Here is a 14,552-nt window from a genome sequence, read left to right on the forward strand (position 1 = left end):
TCGGTCATCAGTAGGCCCCAGATGTGCGTACCACGGCGGTGAGCGTGCGCAACAAGATCACCAGGTCCAACGAGAGCGACCAGTTCTCGACGTACCGCAGGTCGAGCCGGACGGCTTCCTCCCACGGCAGATCCGAGCGGCCGGAGACCTGCCAGAGGCCGGTCATGCCGGGCTTGACCGCGAGGCGGCGCAGCACGTCGTCGTGGTACATGGCCACCTCCTGCGGCAACGGCGGGCGCGGACCCACCAGCGACATCTGCCCGGCCAGGACGTTGAACAGCTGCGGCAGCTCGTCGAGGGAGAGCCGGCGCAACCAGCGTCCGACGTCGGTCACCCGGGGATCGTCACGGATCTTGAAGAGAACCCGGTCATTCTCATTGAGGTGTCGAAGTTCGCTCAGACGCGCCTCTGCGTCGACATGCATCGTACGAAACTTGTAGATGCGGAACTCGCGGCTGTCCCGGCCGACTCTCACCTGGCGGAACAGCACCGGGCCCGGCGAATCCCGCCGGATGCGCCACGCGATGAAGCCGAACAACGGCGAGAGCAGCACGATGAGCAGGGCCGCTCCGGCGCGGTCGACCATCTCCTTGATCACCCGGCTGCCGCCGGACAACCGGGGGTGATCGACGTGCAGCATCGGCAGGCCGTCGACCGGCCGCAGGGTCGTGCGATCGCCCGCGACGTCCATGAGCGCGCTCGCCACGATGAGGTCGACGTCGTCGCCCTCCAGCCGCCAGGCGAGCCGCCGTAGCCGTTGCCCGTCCAGTTCGGGGCAGCTCAGCACGATCACGGTGTCCGCGCCGGCGCGGCGTACCGCCTCGGCGACCTCGTCGAAGGTGCCGAAGACCGGCAGCCCGACCTGCCCGTCGCCGTCGGCCGGAACGCACGCGCCGACCACGTCGAGACCGTGGAACCGTTCGCGGCGCAGCTGATGGGTGATCGCGACGACCGCCAGCTCGTGCCCGACCACGATCACCCGGCGCAGGCAGTCGCCTCGCAAGCGGCGGCGGTGCAGTCGTTTCCGCAGGGCGAACCGTGCCACGATCACGGTGGCCGTCGCCGCCGGCAGTGCGACGAGCACATACGTACGCGCGGTCGGCAGTTCCAAGGCGTACGAGACGATCGCGATCCCGGCGGTCAACGCCAGACCGCCCCGGATGACGCGGTCGTACTCGTCGGTGCCGACGTAGAGGAACCTCGTGTCGTACGCCCGGGCCAACGCCAGCACCAGGACCAGCCCGATCGGCAGCAGCGCCGAGAGCACGAAGTAGATCCGGGTGTACGAGGTCAGCTGGCTGAACCGCAGGTGGAAGGCGAGCCAGCCCGCGCCGAGACCGACGAGGAAGTCGGCGAGGATCAGGGTGAGCTGATACCGCGTCTCCCAGCGGCGCGCCCGCCGCACGTGCGCGGGATGCACATACTGGTACGCCCCCGGCAGAATGCGCGGCAGGACGACGGTGTCGACCTCCGTGAGCGGCCGGGTGTCCAGGATCGGCGGTACGGGCGACTCCGCGACACGCGGATGCGGGCGAGGTCCGTTACGACGCCGTTGCTCGTCCATCCCGCACCCCCGCTCGCCGACGAACGGGCGCGCTCCGGACGCCCGTTATGTCGGCATGTTCAACGGGTGAGCAGCGGCGACGTCACGCCGCGTGGTACGCGTTCTGGGTTGGTTCCAAACCTTTGACGATCAACGACTCCACCGCGTCGGCCGCGCGGTCGACGAGGAATTCGAGTTCCTTGCGCTCGGCGGCGGAGAAGTCGGAGAGGACGTAATCGGCCGGATCCTGGCGGCCGGGCGGGCGGCCGATGCCGAACCGCAGCCGCAGGTAGTCCTTTGTCGACAGTGACTTGCTCATCGACCGCAGGCCGTTGTGGCCGCCCTCGCCGCCGCCCTGCTTCATCCGGATCTGGCCGTACGGAATGTCCAGCTCGTCGTGCACGGCGATGACCTGCGCCGGCGGCACCTTGTAGAACAGGGCCAGCGCGGCGACCGGCCCGCCCGACAGGTTCATGTAGGTCATCGGCTTGGCCAGCACCAGTTTCGGGGCATCCACGCCGTACCCGAGCCGGCCCTCGGCCACCTCGGCGACCCCGCCACGGGTCTTGCGCGCGAACGATCCACCGACCCGCTTGGCCAACAGGTCGGCGACCATGAAACCGACGTTGTGCCGGTTGTGCGCGTACTGCGGGCCCGGGTTACCCAGCCCGACCACCAGCCACGTGCTCACACGAACCTCCCGCGTACACCATGCCAGATGAGAAAGGCCGCCACATCGTGGCGGCCTTTCTCGACGAGGTTGCTCAGCTCTCGGCGGGAGCCTCGGCCTCGGCGGCCTCGGCCTCCTCCGCCTCCTCGGCCGCCTCGGCGGTCTCGCCCTCGAGCTGCTCGGCGGTCGGCGCGACGCTGACGACGGCGATGGTGGTCTCCGCGTCGGTCGCGAGCTCGACGCCGCGCGGCAGCTTGAGGTCACCGGCGGTGACGTGCGAACCGGCCTCCAGGCCGTCGATCGACGCCTCGAGCGACTCCGGCAGGTGCAGCGCCTCGGCGACGATCGAGACGCGGTCGTGCTCGGTCACCACGAGGGTGCCGGCGGCCGCGGTGCCGATCAGGTGCACCGGGACGTCCACGGTGACCTTCTCGCCGCGCTTGACGATGACGAGGTCGACGTGCTCGAAGGTGTCCCGGATCGGGTCACGCTGAATCGCCTTCGGCAGCGCGAGGGTCTTGGTGCCGTCCTCGTCGAGCAGCTCGAAGACGGTGGTCATGCCGCCGTGGCGGATCGCGGCGGCGAACTCCCGGGCGGGCAGGGCGATGTGCTTGGGCGCCTCGCCATGCCCGTAGACGACTGCGGGCACCTTGCCGGCGCGGCGGGTGCGGCGCGCGCCGCCCTTGCCGAACTCCGTACGCGGCTCGGCGCTGATCTTTACCTCAGACACGGTTCATACTCCTGGCTCAACGGGCTGGCTGGCTGTCGTGGGCCGACGCGAGGGCGCACGGGCACAGACCCGGAGCACCATGTCGATCACGGTGCTTCAACGCAGACCGCGAAGCCCGCAGAGCACCCTCGCCGTGGCAACCGGACCAGCCTACCCGACCACCTAGCGTGACCCCAGCCCACCCCCGCTTTGTGAGCGGCGTCTTAGCTGAGGCCGCCGAAGAGCGTCGTCACCGAGCCGTCGTCGAAGACCTCGCGGATCGCCCGGGCCAGCAGCGGGGCGATCGACAGCACCGTGAGCTTGTCGAACTGCTTCTCCGGCGGGATCGGGAGCGTGTTGGTCACGATCACCTCGGCGATGCGGCTGTTCTTCAGGCGCTCGGTCGCCGGGTCGGAGTTGATCGCGTGGGTGGTCGCCACGATGACGTCGCCCGCACCGGAGTCGAACAGGATGTCGGCGGCCTTGCAGATGGTGCCGGCCGTGTCGATCATGTCGTCGACGATGATGCAGGTTCGTCCCTCGACCTCACCGATCACCCGGTTCGCGACGACCTGATTGGGCTTGAGCGGGTCACGAGTCTTGTGGATGAAGGCCAGCGGACAGCCGCCGAGCCGGTCGGTCCAGCGCTCGCCGACGCGTACGCGGCCGGAGTCCGGCGCGACGACGGTCAGCGCTCGGTCGCCGTACTTCGCCTCGACGTAGCCGGCCAGCGTGTCCATCGCGAACAGGTGATCCACCGGACCGTCGAAGAACCCCTGGATCTGCGCCGTATGCAGATCGACGGTGAGGATGCGGTTGGCCCCGGCCGTCTTCAGCAGGTCGGCGATGAGACGGGCCGAGATCGGCTCCCGTCCCCGGTGTTTCTTGTCCTGGCGGGCGTACGGGTAGAACGGAAGCACCACGGTGATCCGCTTGGCCGAGCCCCGCTTCAGGGCGTCGATCATGATCAGGGTCTCCATGACCCAGGTGTTCACCGGGCTCGTGATCGACTGGACCACGAACGCGTCCGAGCCTCGGACGGACTCCTTGTACCGGACGAAGATCTCCCCGTTGGCGAAATCGTAGGCAGCGGTCGGGGTCGGTGCGACGCCCAAGGTCTGCCCGATCTCCTCCGCCAGCTCGGGGTACGCCCGCCCCGAGAAGAGCATCAGATTCTTCCGGTTCTCCGCGACGATGCTGCCCATCGGCCCTGTCTGCCCCTCCGCGCGCCACTGCGACCAAGTATGACCCTCGCGGGTCATCCTCTCCCGGCACTTGACCAAGCTCGTAGCCGGTTCACGATCGGGTGCGACAGATCACCGTTACGCGCGTCACCCCTGGTCAGAGGTACCCGAATCGGCGTACCCCGCCGCGTCGAGCGCGGCTCGGGCCGCCTGCGCGGCAGCACTGTCGGGCCGGCGCTTGAAGATCCAGCCCTCCTTGTTGACCTGCCGCTCCCGCGCCACCGCCAGCGCGCCCGGCGGGACGTCGGCGTCCACGACCGAACCGGCGGCGGTGGACGCGCCGTCCCCGAGCGTCACCGGCGCCACCAGCACCGAGTCTGATCCCGTGTTCACGTGCGAGCCGATGACCGTCCGGCTCTTCGACCGCCAGTTGTAGTTGGCCACGACGTTCGCCGCGCCGATGTTGGTGAAGTCGCCGACCGTCGCGTCGCCCACGTAAGACAGGTGCGGAACCTTGGTCCCCTCGCCCAGCGACGAGTTCTTCACCTCGACGAACGTGCCGACCTTCGACTTCACGCCGAGCGTCGTCCCCGGTCGCAGGTACGCATACGGCCCGACCTTGGCCTGCGGGCCGATCTCGGCCAGCACCGCGTGCGCCTTGACGACCTCGGCCCGCTCGCCGACGACGGTGTCGATCAGCGTGACCTCCGGGCCGACGACCGCGCCGGCCGCCACCGAGGTGGCCCCCTTCAGCTGGGTGTTGGGCTCGATCACCGCGTCCGGCTCGATGGTGACCGCAGGTTCGATCCAGGTCGAGGCCGGATCCACGATCGTGACGCCGGCCCGCATGTGGCCGTCGTTGATCCGGTCCCGGAGCAGCGCGCCCAACCGGGCCAGCTCGGCCCGGTCGTTGCAGCCCAGCGTCTCCTCCACGGCCGGCGCGGTATGCACTGCGAGCCGCCGGCCCGCCGCGAGCAGCAGCCCGAACACGTCGGTCAGGTACTCCTCGCCTTGGGCGTTGTGCGTGGTCAGCTTGCCGAGGGCGTCCCGCAGGGCGTCCGCCTCGAACGCGTACACCCCGGCGTTGATCTCCCGGATGGCCAGCTGCTCGGCGTCGGCGTCGCGCGCCTCCACGATCGCGGCCAGGCCACCGAGCGCGTCGCGCACGATGCGGCCCAGGTTGCCCGGGTCAGGCACCACCGCGGTGAGCACAGTCGCCGCAGCCGCCTCGCTCTCATGCCGCTCGATCAGCGCGGTGAGCGTCTCCGTACGCAGCAGCGGAACGTCGGCGTTCACGACGAGAACGGTGCCGGTGACATCCTCCAGCGCGTCCAGCGCGGTCCGCACCGCGTGCCCGGTGCCTCGCTGGTCGGCCTGCAGGATCGACTGCGCCTGCGGCGCGATCTGAGCGAGGTGTTCCGAGACGAGTTCGGCCTGGTGCCCGACGACGACCGCCGTACGCCCGCTCAACGGTTCCGTGGCGGCCAGCACGTGCCCGACCAGACTGCGACCCAACAGCGGATGGAGAACCTTGGGCAGCTGGGATTTCATCCGCTTGCCCTCGCCGGCCGCCAGGATGATCACAGTACGCGCCACGCGGGATACCGCCTTTGACTCGGACATTTGCGAATAGCTCGGCCGCCAGGACTCGAACCTGGAAAGAGGGCACCAAAAACCCCAGTGTTGCCAATTACACCACGGCCGAATTCGTGCCTCGCCAGCCTAACGTGCGCCGCCGTGGACGGCATCAGCAGGCCCGGACAGGGCGTCGATGACACTCCCGATGGTGCGGTATAGGTCCCGGCTATGGCAAACGCCTATCCGCAGACAGCCGTGGTGGTCCACGCCCCGGTTCTGCCGATTCGTCTTCGGGTTGTGCCGCTTGATGTTCGTGGCGCGGAAATCCTCCGGCTGGGCTCCGACCGTCTCGGCCCACCACGCCACCGCGGCGGCGGCGTCGGCGGTCTCGTGGATCTGGACCCGGAACGACAGATCCGACCGCTCCACCGCCATGGCGTCGAGGAACCGGAGGAACAGCCGGACGAGCCGGGGGTCGCTGTTGACGAACTCCACCCGCTCCACCTGCCGCCAGGGCTTGGACTTCGTGCCTTCGCACCAGTACATGACAGCGCCCAGGAGGAGCAGGTCGCGCTCGTCCAGCCCGCCGATCGTGGCAGTGGCCTCGGCGTCGAGGACTCGCCGATGTTCGTCGCGCTCGACCCGGTGCCGGTCCCACCGGGCGTCGTTCATGCGCTTGGCGTGCTGCCGACGGCGATGAGCCTCCGGGGTGTCGTCGGCGAGCGGGATGTGCCGGGTCCATTGCCAGGCGGTCGACCGGGCGACGCCGAGCTCCCGGGCGATGCCGGGCACGGAGTAACCGGCGTTGCGCAGGTCGACGGCGCGGGCGCGGAGTTCGTCCTTGGCGTTCGGGCGGCGGGTCCAGTCCGGGGCGGGTACGCCGCGGAGCCATTCTTCGATCTGTTCGCGGCTGACGCCGAGCAGTACGCGGAGTTGGGATATCGATAGCTGTTCCTCGACCCGCAGACGGCGGGCCTCCTCCCCCATGTCCATGCAACAGGATTAGCACGGGTGTACGAGGAAGGGGAGTCTTGCGTTTGCTCCGAGCTTGTGCAGCTGAGCCAAGGAAATTCACAGGTGCCGACCCTGTGAAACTACGGGACCGTAAGTTACGGTGACGTAGGCGTAAGAGAGAACGCCCCACCCCCGCCCAGCACAGTGAGGTGCCATTGCCCATGAGCACAGACGTCCACGCGGCCACTGAGTCAACGCTGACGGCCGACCTCGAGACCAACGCGACCGGCAGCGCCGAGATCGAGCAGACCATCCGGGGGCCGAAGCCGCTCACCGAGGGCGCTCAGCCGACCGGCGTACTGATCGGCCTGTGGGCCTTCGTCGTCATCCCGTTCATCGCGTTGATCGCGGCGATCCCGGTCGCCTGGGGCGGCTGGCTGTCGGGGGTCGACATCGCGATCTTCTTGGTGTGGTACTGCGTCGCCGGGATGGGCATCACCGTCGGCTTCCACCGGTACCTCACGCACGGCTCGTTCAAGGCCACCCGCTGGCTGCGCGTGACGCTCGCGGTCGCGGGCTCCTTCGCGGTCGAGGGCTCGCCCACCCAGTGGGTCGCCGACCACCGCCGCCACCACGCGTTCTCCGACAACGAGGGCGACCCGCACTCGCCGTGGCGATTCGGCACCTCGTTCTGGGCGCTGACCAAGGGCCTGTTCTACGCGCACGTGGGCTGGCTGTTCGCCCGCGAGCTGACCAACCGGGCGCGGTTCGCCCCGGACCTGGTCGCCGACAAGGACATCCAGCGCGTCGACAAGCTCTTCCCGACCCTCATCGCCATCTCGCTGATCGCCCCGGCGGCGGTCGGCGGCCTGGTCACCTGGTCCTGGCAGGGCGCGCTGACCGCGTTCTTCTGGGCCGGTCTGATCCGGGTCGGCCTGCTGCACCACGTCACGTGGTCCATCAACTCGATCTGCCACGTCTACGGCGAGCGCCCGTTCGAGACCCGGGACGGCGACAAGGCCTCCAACTTCTGGCCGCTGGCCATCCTGTCGTTCGGCGAGAGCTGGCACAACCTGCACCACTCGGACCCGACCTGCGCCCGGCACGGGGTCATGAAGGGCCAGATCGACATCTCCGCGCGTACCATCTGGCTCTTCGAAAAGGCCGGCTGGGCGACCAATGTGCGCTGGCCCAAGCGTGACCGGCTGGCCGCGAAGCTGGTGGAGGGCGCTGAGACGAGCGCCGGCCGCCTCGGCCGGTGACCGCCACCGCCGCCCTGCCGGAGCGATCCGCGGGAGCGTCGGCCTGGCAGGATGGCGGCGTGGAAGAAGCGCGAGGACGCGACCAGGCAGCACGTGCGGCGGACCGCACCCCGGCGAAGGGCCGGGTACGCATGTCGGCCACGCAGCGCCGCGAGCAGCTGATCGTGATCGGGCGGCAGCTGTTCGCGGAGCGGGGGTTCGACGCGACCTCGATCGAGGAGGTCGCAGCCCGCGCCAAGGTCTCCAAGCCGGTCGTGTACGAGCACTTCGGCGGCAAGGAAGGGCTGTACGCCGTCGTCGTGGACCGCGAGGTGCGTTCGCTGCTGGACCGCATCGCCGCCGCGCTGACCGCCGGTCACCCGCGTGAGCTGCTGGAGCAGGCGGCGCTGGCGCTCCTCGACTACATCGAGGAGGAGACGAACGGCTTCCGGGTGCTCGTCCGCGAATCTCCGGTGATGTCGGCGTCGGGGAACTTCTCGTCGGTGCTCAACGACGTCGCACACCAGGTCGAGCACATCCTCGGGGCGGAGTTCAAGTCCCGGGGCTACGACCCGAAACTGGCCGAGCTCTACTCGCAGGCCCTCGTCGGCATGGTGTCCCTGGTCGGGCGCTGGTGGCTCGAGGTACGCAAGCCGCGCAAGGAGACGGTGGCCGCGCACATGGTCAACCTCGCCTGGAACGGGCTCGCCCAGCTGGAGCAGAAGCCCGGCCTGCTGACCCGCCGGGGCAAGTAGCCCCGGCGGCGGACGTCACGCGGCGGCCGGTCCCGGATGCTTGCCACCCGGTACGCGGATCGCCTCCTCCTGCCGCGCCTGCTCCATCGGGCCGGTGCGGTTGTAGAAGCCGGTCGTGAGCAGCACGGTGCCGATGAGGCTGGAGACCACGCAGGTCGCGACCGAGAAGTTCAGCTTGTTCAGGTCGGACCGGATGATGATCAGCCCGAACACGCCGACGAACATGAAGACGCCCCCGGCCACCATGTCGACGAAGTGGTCGACGTTGCGGCCGTAGAGGTTGGCCAGCAGGACGATCGCTCCCATGACGATGGAGAGGATCGAGAAGGCCAGGTTCGTCTTGAGCCCGAGCACCACCGTGTCGCCGCGCGAGAAGAACGGCTCGTCAGCGGTCTGGATCGCCCCGATGATGCCGAAGATCAGCAGGTAGAGCCCGATGAGCACGGCCAGGGTCCGGTAGAACGGCCGCAGCCGATGGTTGACCGGTATGTGCGACATGATCGGATTCTCCCATCCGCGCGACCGCTCCACCCCGCGAATCGGGCCATTCCCGCTAGAGGGCGCGCTGCCACTCCATACCACCCCACGCCGGGCGGAAACCCATCGCTTCGTTGATGGCGATCATGTAGCCGTTCGCGGCCGCGTTCCAGGTGGTGATCCGGGCGATCGCCGGGTCCTCCCGACGGGCCCGCCGCAGGTTCTCGATCTTCGCGATGGTGCCCAGCCGGTGGCCTCGGTGATCGGGATCGACGAGCGTGATGAACTGCAGCGCCTGCCCGTTGTTCAGCTCCGGGTCCAGGCAGATCGTCGTCCAGCACACGAGCTTGCCGGAGGCGGAGTGGACGACGCCGGTGTGCACCGTCTTGCGGCCGCGGACGATCAGCGACTCCTCCCGCTCGCGTACGCGGTCGGGGGTGACCTTCTCCGGCTCGATGTCGAGATCGCCGGTCGGGGCGTCGGAGAACAACCGCCCGTCGAGGTACGCGACATCGTCGATCAGGTCGTCTGGCGGCACACCCAGCCACTGCACGACGTCGTACCCCTCGGCGCGGGTCCACGCCTCGGCGAGCATGCGATCGAGGACCGCCTCGTCGACTTCGGCGATCTCCAGCTGGCGGGCGATCTCGGGCAACGCCGGCTCGAAGCCCAGCGACCGGGCGAAGGCCGCGGGTGCGGCCGGAGCGGGCGGGCAGCCCTCGACGTCGTACATCGTGGCACAGTGCAGCTTCGTCCGGCCCAGCCGGCTCGCCCGCTCGACGGCGTACGCGAACAGCTCCCGGCCGAACCCGCGACGGCGGAACTCGGGGGTCACGATGACGTCGATGTTGGCCACGTCGGTGTTCTCGAGCACCGGGGCCTCGATCCGGGCCAGCCCGACGGCGGTGCCGTCCAGCCGGGCCAGATACCGCTCACTGATCTGCCCGGGGAACGGATCGGTGACGAAGCAGTCGAACGACAGCCGGGAGAAGACCGGGCCACGCGGGTTGTCCTCGGCCATGGCCGCGCGATACACGGGGTACGCGTCGTCGTGGTCGGCCAGGGTGGCGAGGGCGATGTCGAGACTCATCCGCCCACTATGTCCGACTGCCGCACTTCGCGCAGCCGGGTTTCCGCCCGCCTGCTTGGGCGCTGGATCAGGGTTCCGGGTCGAATCTTGCGCCAAGATTCGACCGCGAACCCTGATCCAGCGCGCTAGTCAGCGGGTGCCCAAAGGCGCGGCGTCAGTGCGCGGCGACGGTGCGGCCGGACTTGAGGTAGAGCCCGGCGGCCATCAGCAGCGAGCCGATGACGTACGCCACGATCACGTTCGACATGCGGTAGTTCAGGAAGTTGGCGTCCGTACGCATGATCAGCAGGCCGATCGAGCCCACTGCCATCAGCGCCCCGCCGAACAGGAAACTGACCACGCTGTCGACGTTGCGGCCGATCAGCAGCGCCAGCAGGACGAGAACGCCGCTGCCGATCATCAGCAGGGCGTGCCCCGGGTTCATCCCCAGCAGGCCGAACACCTCGCCGTCACCGGCGGCGAAGTACTTGTTCGAGGAGGTGCCGAAGAAACCGATCACTCCGATCGCGACAGTCACCAGCGAGGCGACGACGGCGATCGTCCGATAGAGCGGACGCAGCGGGTGGTTGACCGGCGCGTGCTTGAACATCTCGCACTCCCGAGTGAGGGCTTCTACAAACCCCGAGAGGGTACAACGCCCCGGTTCAGCCCTCGGCGACGGTCTCCGCCAGCGTGAGCCACTCCTCCTCCAGCGCCTCGCGTTCGGCGATCAGCGCCCGCAGATCGGCATCGAGACTCGCGACCTTCTCGTAGTCGGTCGCGTTGTCCGCGAGCTGCTTGTGCAGCTTTTCCTCCCGATCGCCCAGCTTGCTCAGGGCGCGCTCTACGCGTACCAGTTCCTTCTTGGCGGCCCGCAGGTCACCCGCCGCCGAACCGCTCTTCTCGGCCTTGACCGGCGCGAGCCCCGCAGTTTGCCCGAGGCCCGCGGACCGGGTGAGATATTCGTCGATTCCGCCCGGCAAGTGGGTGATCCGGCCGTCGCCGAGCAACGCGTACGCCGTCTCCGTGACCCGCTCTACCAGGTAGCGGTCGTGGCTGGCCACGATGAGCGTGCCGGGCCAGCCGTCGAGCAGGTCTTCCAAAGCGGCCAGCGTGTCAGTGTCGAGGTCGTTGGTGGGCTCGTCGAGGATGAGCACGTTCGGCTCGGCGGCTAGCAATCGCAGGAGTTGCAGCCGCCGCCGCTCGCCGCCGGACAAGTCCTTGACGTGTGTCCACACCCGACGGTCGGTGAATCCGAACACCTCGGCGAGCTGAGTCGCCGACAGTTCCTTGTCGCCCACCTGGACCCGCTTGGCGACCTCCTCTACCGCCTCCAGCAACCGGAGGTTCCCGGGCAGCTCGGCGAGCTCCTGCGACAGGTACGCGATCTTCACGGTCTGGCCGGTGAGCACCTGGCCGGACTCGGGCTTCAGCTGCCCGGTCAACGCCCGCAACAGGGTCGTCTTGCCCGCGCCGTTCGGGCCGAGCAGGGCGATCCGATCGCCGGGGCCGACCCGCCAGGTGACGTTGTCCAGGATCTTCTTCGGACCGGCGTAGAGCGTGACGTCTTCGAGGTCGAAGACCTGCTTGCCGAGCCGGGCGGTGGCCATCCGGGCCAAGCTCACCGAGTCGCGGACCGGCGGCACGTCCGCGATCAGGGCGTTCGCGGCCTCGATACGGAACCGCGGCTTGCTCGTCCGGGCCGGGGCGCCCCGGCGCAGCCAGGCGATCTCCTTGCGCAGCAGGTTCTGCCGCCGTTCTTCGGAGACCTGCTCTCGGCGCGCGCGTTCGACGCGGGCGAGCGTCCAGGCAGCGAACCCTCCGTCGTACGCGCGGACGGTCTGGTCGGCGACCTCCCAGATCCGGGTGCAGACGGCGTCGAGGAACCACCGGTCGTGGGTGACGACCACCAATGCGGACTTGAGCTTGGTGTTGATCCAGTCGGCCAGCCAGCCGATCCCGGTGATGTCGAGGTGGTTCGTCGGCTCGTCCAGGATCAGCACGTCACAGTGCCGGATGAGCAGGGCGGCCAGGGCGATCCGGCGACGCTCCCCACCCGACTTGGGGCCGATCGGGTCGTCGAGCCCGATGCCCGGCATGCCGAGCCCGTCCAGCACCGTACGCACACCCGCGTCGCCCGCCCACTCGTGTTCGGCGGCGAACCCCTCGTCGAGCCAGGCGGTGCCGAGGACGACTTGGCGTACGGTGATCTCGCCCGGCAGGTCGAGCCGCTGAGGCAGGGTGGCCACGCGCAGATCCCGCCGATGGGCGACCCGTCCGGAGTCCGGCTCTTCCGCCTTCGCCAGCAGTTTGAGCAGCGTGCTCTTGCCCGCTCCGTTGAGCCCGACGACGCCGATCCGGTCGGCCTCGTCCAGCCCCAGCGACACGTCGGTCAGCAGCTGCCCGGCGGTGCCGTAGCCCTTGCCGACCCGGTCGAGATTGATGATGTTCGCCATGATCCTGTTTCGCTAGATGTGCCCGCCAGGCCCGTACCTCGGGCCGACGAGCACGGTGTCAGATGACGCGAGCGCCCACGACCGGGCCCTGCGCCACGCGTACGGCCCGGCAGACGCCGGCCTTCTCCAGCCCGGTCACGATGTCACCGGCGTGGCCGGCGTCGGAAGCGAGGAAGACGCAGGTCGGGCCGGAGCCGGAGACCAGACCGGCGAGCGCGCCCGCCTCGGTGCCGGCCCGCAGCACCTCGCCCAGCGCCGGGCGCAACGAGATCGCGGCCGCCTGCAAGTCGTTGCCGAGCGCAGCGGCCAGCACGGCCGGGTCCCGCTGACGCAGTGCCGCCATCAGGTCGTCGGTGTCGCCCAGCGGCTCCGGAGCCTCTCCGGCCAGCCGCAGCCGGTCCAGCTCCCGATAGACGTCCGGTGTGGACAGACCACCCTCGGCCAGCCCGAGCACCCAGTGCCAGGTATGCGCCCGGGCCAGCACCGGACTCACCGCCTCACCCCGGCCGGTGCCGAGCGCGGTGCCGCCGTGGACGAGGAAGGGCACATCGGAGCCGAGCGAGGCGGCCAGCCGCGCCAATTCGTCGCGCGGTACGCCGGTCCCCCACAGCGCGTCGCAGGCGACCAGCGTCGCGGCGGCGTCGGCCGAACCCCCGGCCAGCCCGCCCGCCAGCGGGATCTGCTTGCGCAAGTGCAGCCGCGCGTGTGCGTTGACCTTGGCCAACTCCGCGAGCGCGTGTGCCGCTCGGATGATCAGGTTGCTGTCGTCGAGGGCGAGCGACCCGGCGCCCTCCCCCTCCATCGTCAGCGTCAGCGTGTCGCCCCGGCGCGCGGTCACCTCGTCGTAGAGGGAGATCGCGTGATAGACCGTACGCAGCTCGTGGAAACCGTCCCGGCGCAGTGGGCCGACGCCCAGATGCAAGTTGATCTTCGCCGGAACGCGCACCTTCACGGTGCTGGGCAACGGCCGGTCTTGCTCGTCCTCATCCGGCCACCACGCTTCGGTCACCGGGCAACCCTACCGTCTGACTCGGCTTCCGGCGGTTCGCTCACGTTCCGGCTCACCCTCCGCCGAGCTGTGGCGATGGCTGCGAACTCCGTGACGGTCAACGACTCCCCGCGCGCCTGCGGATCGACGCCCGCGGCCCGCAGGATCTCCTCGGCCACCGCCGACCCGCCGGCCCATCCGGCTAGCGCCGCCCGCAACGTCTTACGCCGCTGGGCGAACGCCGCGTCCACGACGGCGAACACGTCTGCCCGGGCGGCCTCGGCCGGCGGCGCGTCCCGCACGGTGAACGCGACCAGCCCGGAATCGACGTTCGGCACCGGCCAGAACACCGCCGGTGGCACCTTTCCGGCCATTCGCGATTCGGCGTACCAGGCGAGTTTGACCGAGGGGATGCCGTAGACCTTGGAACCCGGCCCGGCGGTGAGCCGATCGGCCACCTCGAGCTGCACCATCACCAGCCCGTGCCGCAGGCTCGGCAACGTCGCGAGCAGATGCAGCACGACCGGCACCGCGACGTTGTACGGCAGGTTGGCCACCAATGCCGTGGGCGCGGGCGTGAAGTCGGCCGCGGTGGTCCGCAGCGCGTCGCCGGACAGCACGGTCAGCCGATCCTTCGCCTCCGGGGCCTGCTCGGCGACGGTCTCGGGCAGCGCGGCGGCCAGCACGGGATCGAGCTCCACCGCGTGGACTTCGGCCGCGGTCTCCAGCAGCCCGAGCGTCAGCGAGCCCAGGCCGGGGCCGACTTCGAGCACGACGTCGTCTTCGGTCAACCCGGCCGCCGCCACGATGCGCCGGACCGTGTTGGGGTCGTGGACGAAGTTCTGCCCCAGCTTCTTCGTCGGGCGTACGCCCAGCTTGGCGGCGAGAGCGCGGATCTGCGCCGGCCCCAGCAGTCCGGTCATAGTCG

The 14,552-nt window shown here is 69.5% G+C and carries 14 protein-coding genes and 1 tRNA gene; 2 read left to right on the forward strand and 13 right to left on the reverse strand.

The features are described from left to right. Nucleotides 1-7 precede the first annotated feature (7 nt). From HOV77_RS04445 to HOV77_RS04475, 7 genes are all read right to left on the reverse strand, one after another. On the reverse strand, nt 8-1,564 hold the full coding sequence (locus tag HOV77_RS04445) for a sugar transferase (RefSeq protein WP_290857853.1): 1,557 nt from the start codon (nt 1,562-1,564) through the stop codon (nt 8-10). Nucleotides 1,565-1,646: 82 nt separating this feature from the next. Then, the gene (gene pth / locus HOV77_RS04450) at nt 1,647-2,234 is read right to left on the reverse strand and encodes an aminoacyl-tRNA hydrolase (RefSeq protein WP_290857854.1); all 588 of its coding nucleotides are present in this window, start codon (nt 2,232-2,234) and stop codon (nt 1,647-1,649) included. A 73-nt stretch (nt 2,235-2,307) separates the two neighbouring features. Next, nucleotides 2,308-2,943 carry a 50S ribosomal protein L25/general stress protein Ctc gene (locus HOV77_RS04455; protein WP_290857855.1) on the reverse strand — a complete coding sequence of 212 codons (636 nt, stop codon included), beginning with the start codon at nt 2,941-2,943 and terminating at the stop codon, nt 2,308-2,310. Between the two features lie 203 nt (nt 2,944-3,146). After that, nucleotides 3,147-4,127, reverse strand: a complete 981-nt coding sequence (locus tag HOV77_RS04460) for a ribose-phosphate diphosphokinase (protein ID WP_290857856.1) — start codon at nt 4,125-4,127, stop codon at nt 3,147-3,149. A 126-nt stretch (nt 4,128-4,253) separates the two neighbouring features. Continuing rightward, a complete protein-coding gene (gene glmU / locus HOV77_RS04465; protein ID WP_363259632.1) occupies nt 4,254-5,702 on the reverse strand; it encodes a bifunctional UDP-N-acetylglucosamine diphosphorylase/glucosamine-1-phosphate N-acetyltransferase GlmU in 1,449 nt (482 codons plus the stop codon). Nucleotides 5,703-5,739: 37 nt separating this feature from the next. Beyond that, nucleotides 5,740-5,811, reverse strand: a tRNA-Gln gene (locus HOV77_RS04470). 17 nt (nt 5,812-5,828) lie between these two features. Then, on the reverse strand, nt 5,829-6,677 hold the full coding sequence (locus HOV77_RS04475; protein ID WP_290857857.1) for a helix-turn-helix domain-containing protein: 849 nt from the start codon (nt 6,675-6,677) through the stop codon (nt 5,829-5,831). 182 nt (nt 6,678-6,859) lie between these two features. Between HOV77_RS04475 and HOV77_RS04480 the strand changes: the two genes are divergently transcribed. Together HOV77_RS04480 and HOV77_RS04485 are read left to right on the forward strand one after the other, a co-directional pair. Beyond that, a complete protein-coding gene (locus tag HOV77_RS04480; RefSeq protein WP_290857858.1) occupies nt 6,860-7,900 on the forward strand; it encodes an acyl-CoA desaturase in 1,041 nt (346 codons plus the stop codon). Nucleotides 7,901-8,031: 131 nt separating this feature from the next. Next, complete coding sequence (locus tag HOV77_RS04485; RefSeq protein ID WP_290857885.1) at nt 8,032-8,634, forward strand: TetR/AcrR family transcriptional regulator; 603 nt, start codon at nt 8,032-8,034, stop codon at nt 8,632-8,634. 15 nt (nt 8,635-8,649) lie between these two features. On the opposite strand, the gene HOV77_RS04490 is transcribed toward HOV77_RS04485, so the two are convergent. The 6 genes from HOV77_RS04490 to rsmA form a co-directional block, all read right to left on the reverse strand. Next, complete coding sequence (locus HOV77_RS04490; protein ID WP_290857859.1) at nt 8,650-9,132, reverse strand: DUF4383 domain-containing protein; 483 nt, start codon at nt 9,130-9,132, stop codon at nt 8,650-8,652. 55 nt (nt 9,133-9,187) lie between these two features. Then, the gene (locus HOV77_RS04495) at nt 9,188-10,201 is read right to left on the reverse strand and encodes a GNAT family N-acetyltransferase (RefSeq protein WP_290857860.1); all 1,014 of its coding nucleotides are present in this window, start codon (nt 10,199-10,201) and stop codon (nt 9,188-9,190) included. Between the two features lie 154 nt (nt 10,202-10,355). Beyond that, nucleotides 10,356-10,790 carry a DUF4383 domain-containing protein gene (locus HOV77_RS04500; RefSeq protein ID WP_290857861.1) on the reverse strand — a complete coding sequence of 145 codons (435 nt, stop codon included), beginning with the start codon at nt 10,788-10,790 and terminating at the stop codon, nt 10,356-10,358. A 55-nt stretch (nt 10,791-10,845) separates the two neighbouring features. Then, the gene (locus tag HOV77_RS04505) at nt 10,846-12,636 is read right to left on the reverse strand and encodes an ABC-F family ATP-binding cassette domain-containing protein (RefSeq protein WP_290857862.1); all 1,791 of its coding nucleotides are present in this window, start codon (nt 12,634-12,636) and stop codon (nt 10,846-10,848) included. Between the two features lie 58 nt (nt 12,637-12,694). Continuing rightward, nucleotides 12,695-13,645 (reverse strand): 4-(cytidine 5'-diphospho)-2-C-methyl-D-erythritol kinase, encoded by a 951-nt coding sequence (locus HOV77_RS04510; RefSeq protein WP_290857863.1) that lies wholly within the window; start codon nt 13,643-13,645, stop codon nt 12,695-12,697. Next, nucleotides 13,642-14,547 (reverse strand): 16S rRNA (adenine(1518)-N(6)/adenine(1519)-N(6))-dimethyltransferase RsmA, encoded by a 906-nt coding sequence (gene rsmA, locus HOV77_RS04515; RefSeq protein WP_290857864.1) that lies wholly within the window; start codon nt 14,545-14,547, stop codon nt 13,642-13,644. Before rsmA ends, HOV77_RS04510 begins: the two co-directional genes overlap by 4 nt. Nucleotides 14,548-14,552: the final 5 nt, after the last annotated feature.

Source organism: Hamadaea sp. (assembly GCF_013362815.1).
GTDB lineage: Bacteria > Actinomycetota > Actinomycetes > Mycobacteriales > Micromonosporaceae > Hamadaea.

Bases quoted from the DNA above. Each gene is read 5' to 3' on its own strand.
- HOV77_RS04445 (WP_290857853.1), bottom strand. From the start codon at position 1,564: ATGGACGAGCAACGGCGTCGTAACGGACCTCGCCCGCATCCGCGTGTC.
- HOV77_RS04460 (WP_290857856.1), bottom strand. From the start codon at position 4,127: ATGGGCAGCATCGTCGCGGAGAACCGGAAGAATCTGATGCTCTTCTCG.
- HOV77_RS04475 (WP_290857857.1), bottom strand. From the start codon at position 6,677: ATGGACATGGGGGAGGAGGCCCGCCGTCTGCGGGTCGAGGAACAGCTA.
- HOV77_RS04480 (WP_290857858.1), top strand. From the start codon at position 6,860: ATGAGCACAGACGTCCACGCGGCCACTGAGTCAACGCTGACGGCCGAC.
- HOV77_RS04485 (WP_290857885.1), top strand. From the start codon at position 8,032: ATGTCGGCCACGCAGCGCCGCGAGCAGCTGATCGTGATCGGGCGGCAG.
- HOV77_RS04490 (WP_290857859.1), bottom strand. From the start codon at position 9,132: ATGTCGCACATACCGGTCAACCATCGGCTGCGGCCGTTCTACCGGACC.
- HOV77_RS04495 (WP_290857860.1), bottom strand. From the start codon at position 10,201: ATGAGTCTCGACATCGCCCTCGCCACCCTGGCCGACCACGACGACGCG.
- HOV77_RS04500 (WP_290857861.1), bottom strand. From the start codon at position 10,790: ATGTTCAAGCACGCGCCGGTCAACCACCCGCTGCGTCCGCTCTATCGG.
- HOV77_RS04505 (WP_290857862.1), bottom strand. From the start codon at position 12,636: ATGGCGAACATCATCAATCTCGACCGGGTCGGCAAGGGCTACGGCACC.
- rsmA (WP_290857864.1), bottom strand. From the start codon at position 14,547: ATGACCGGACTGCTGGGGCCGGCGCAGATCCGCGCTCTCGCCGCCAAG.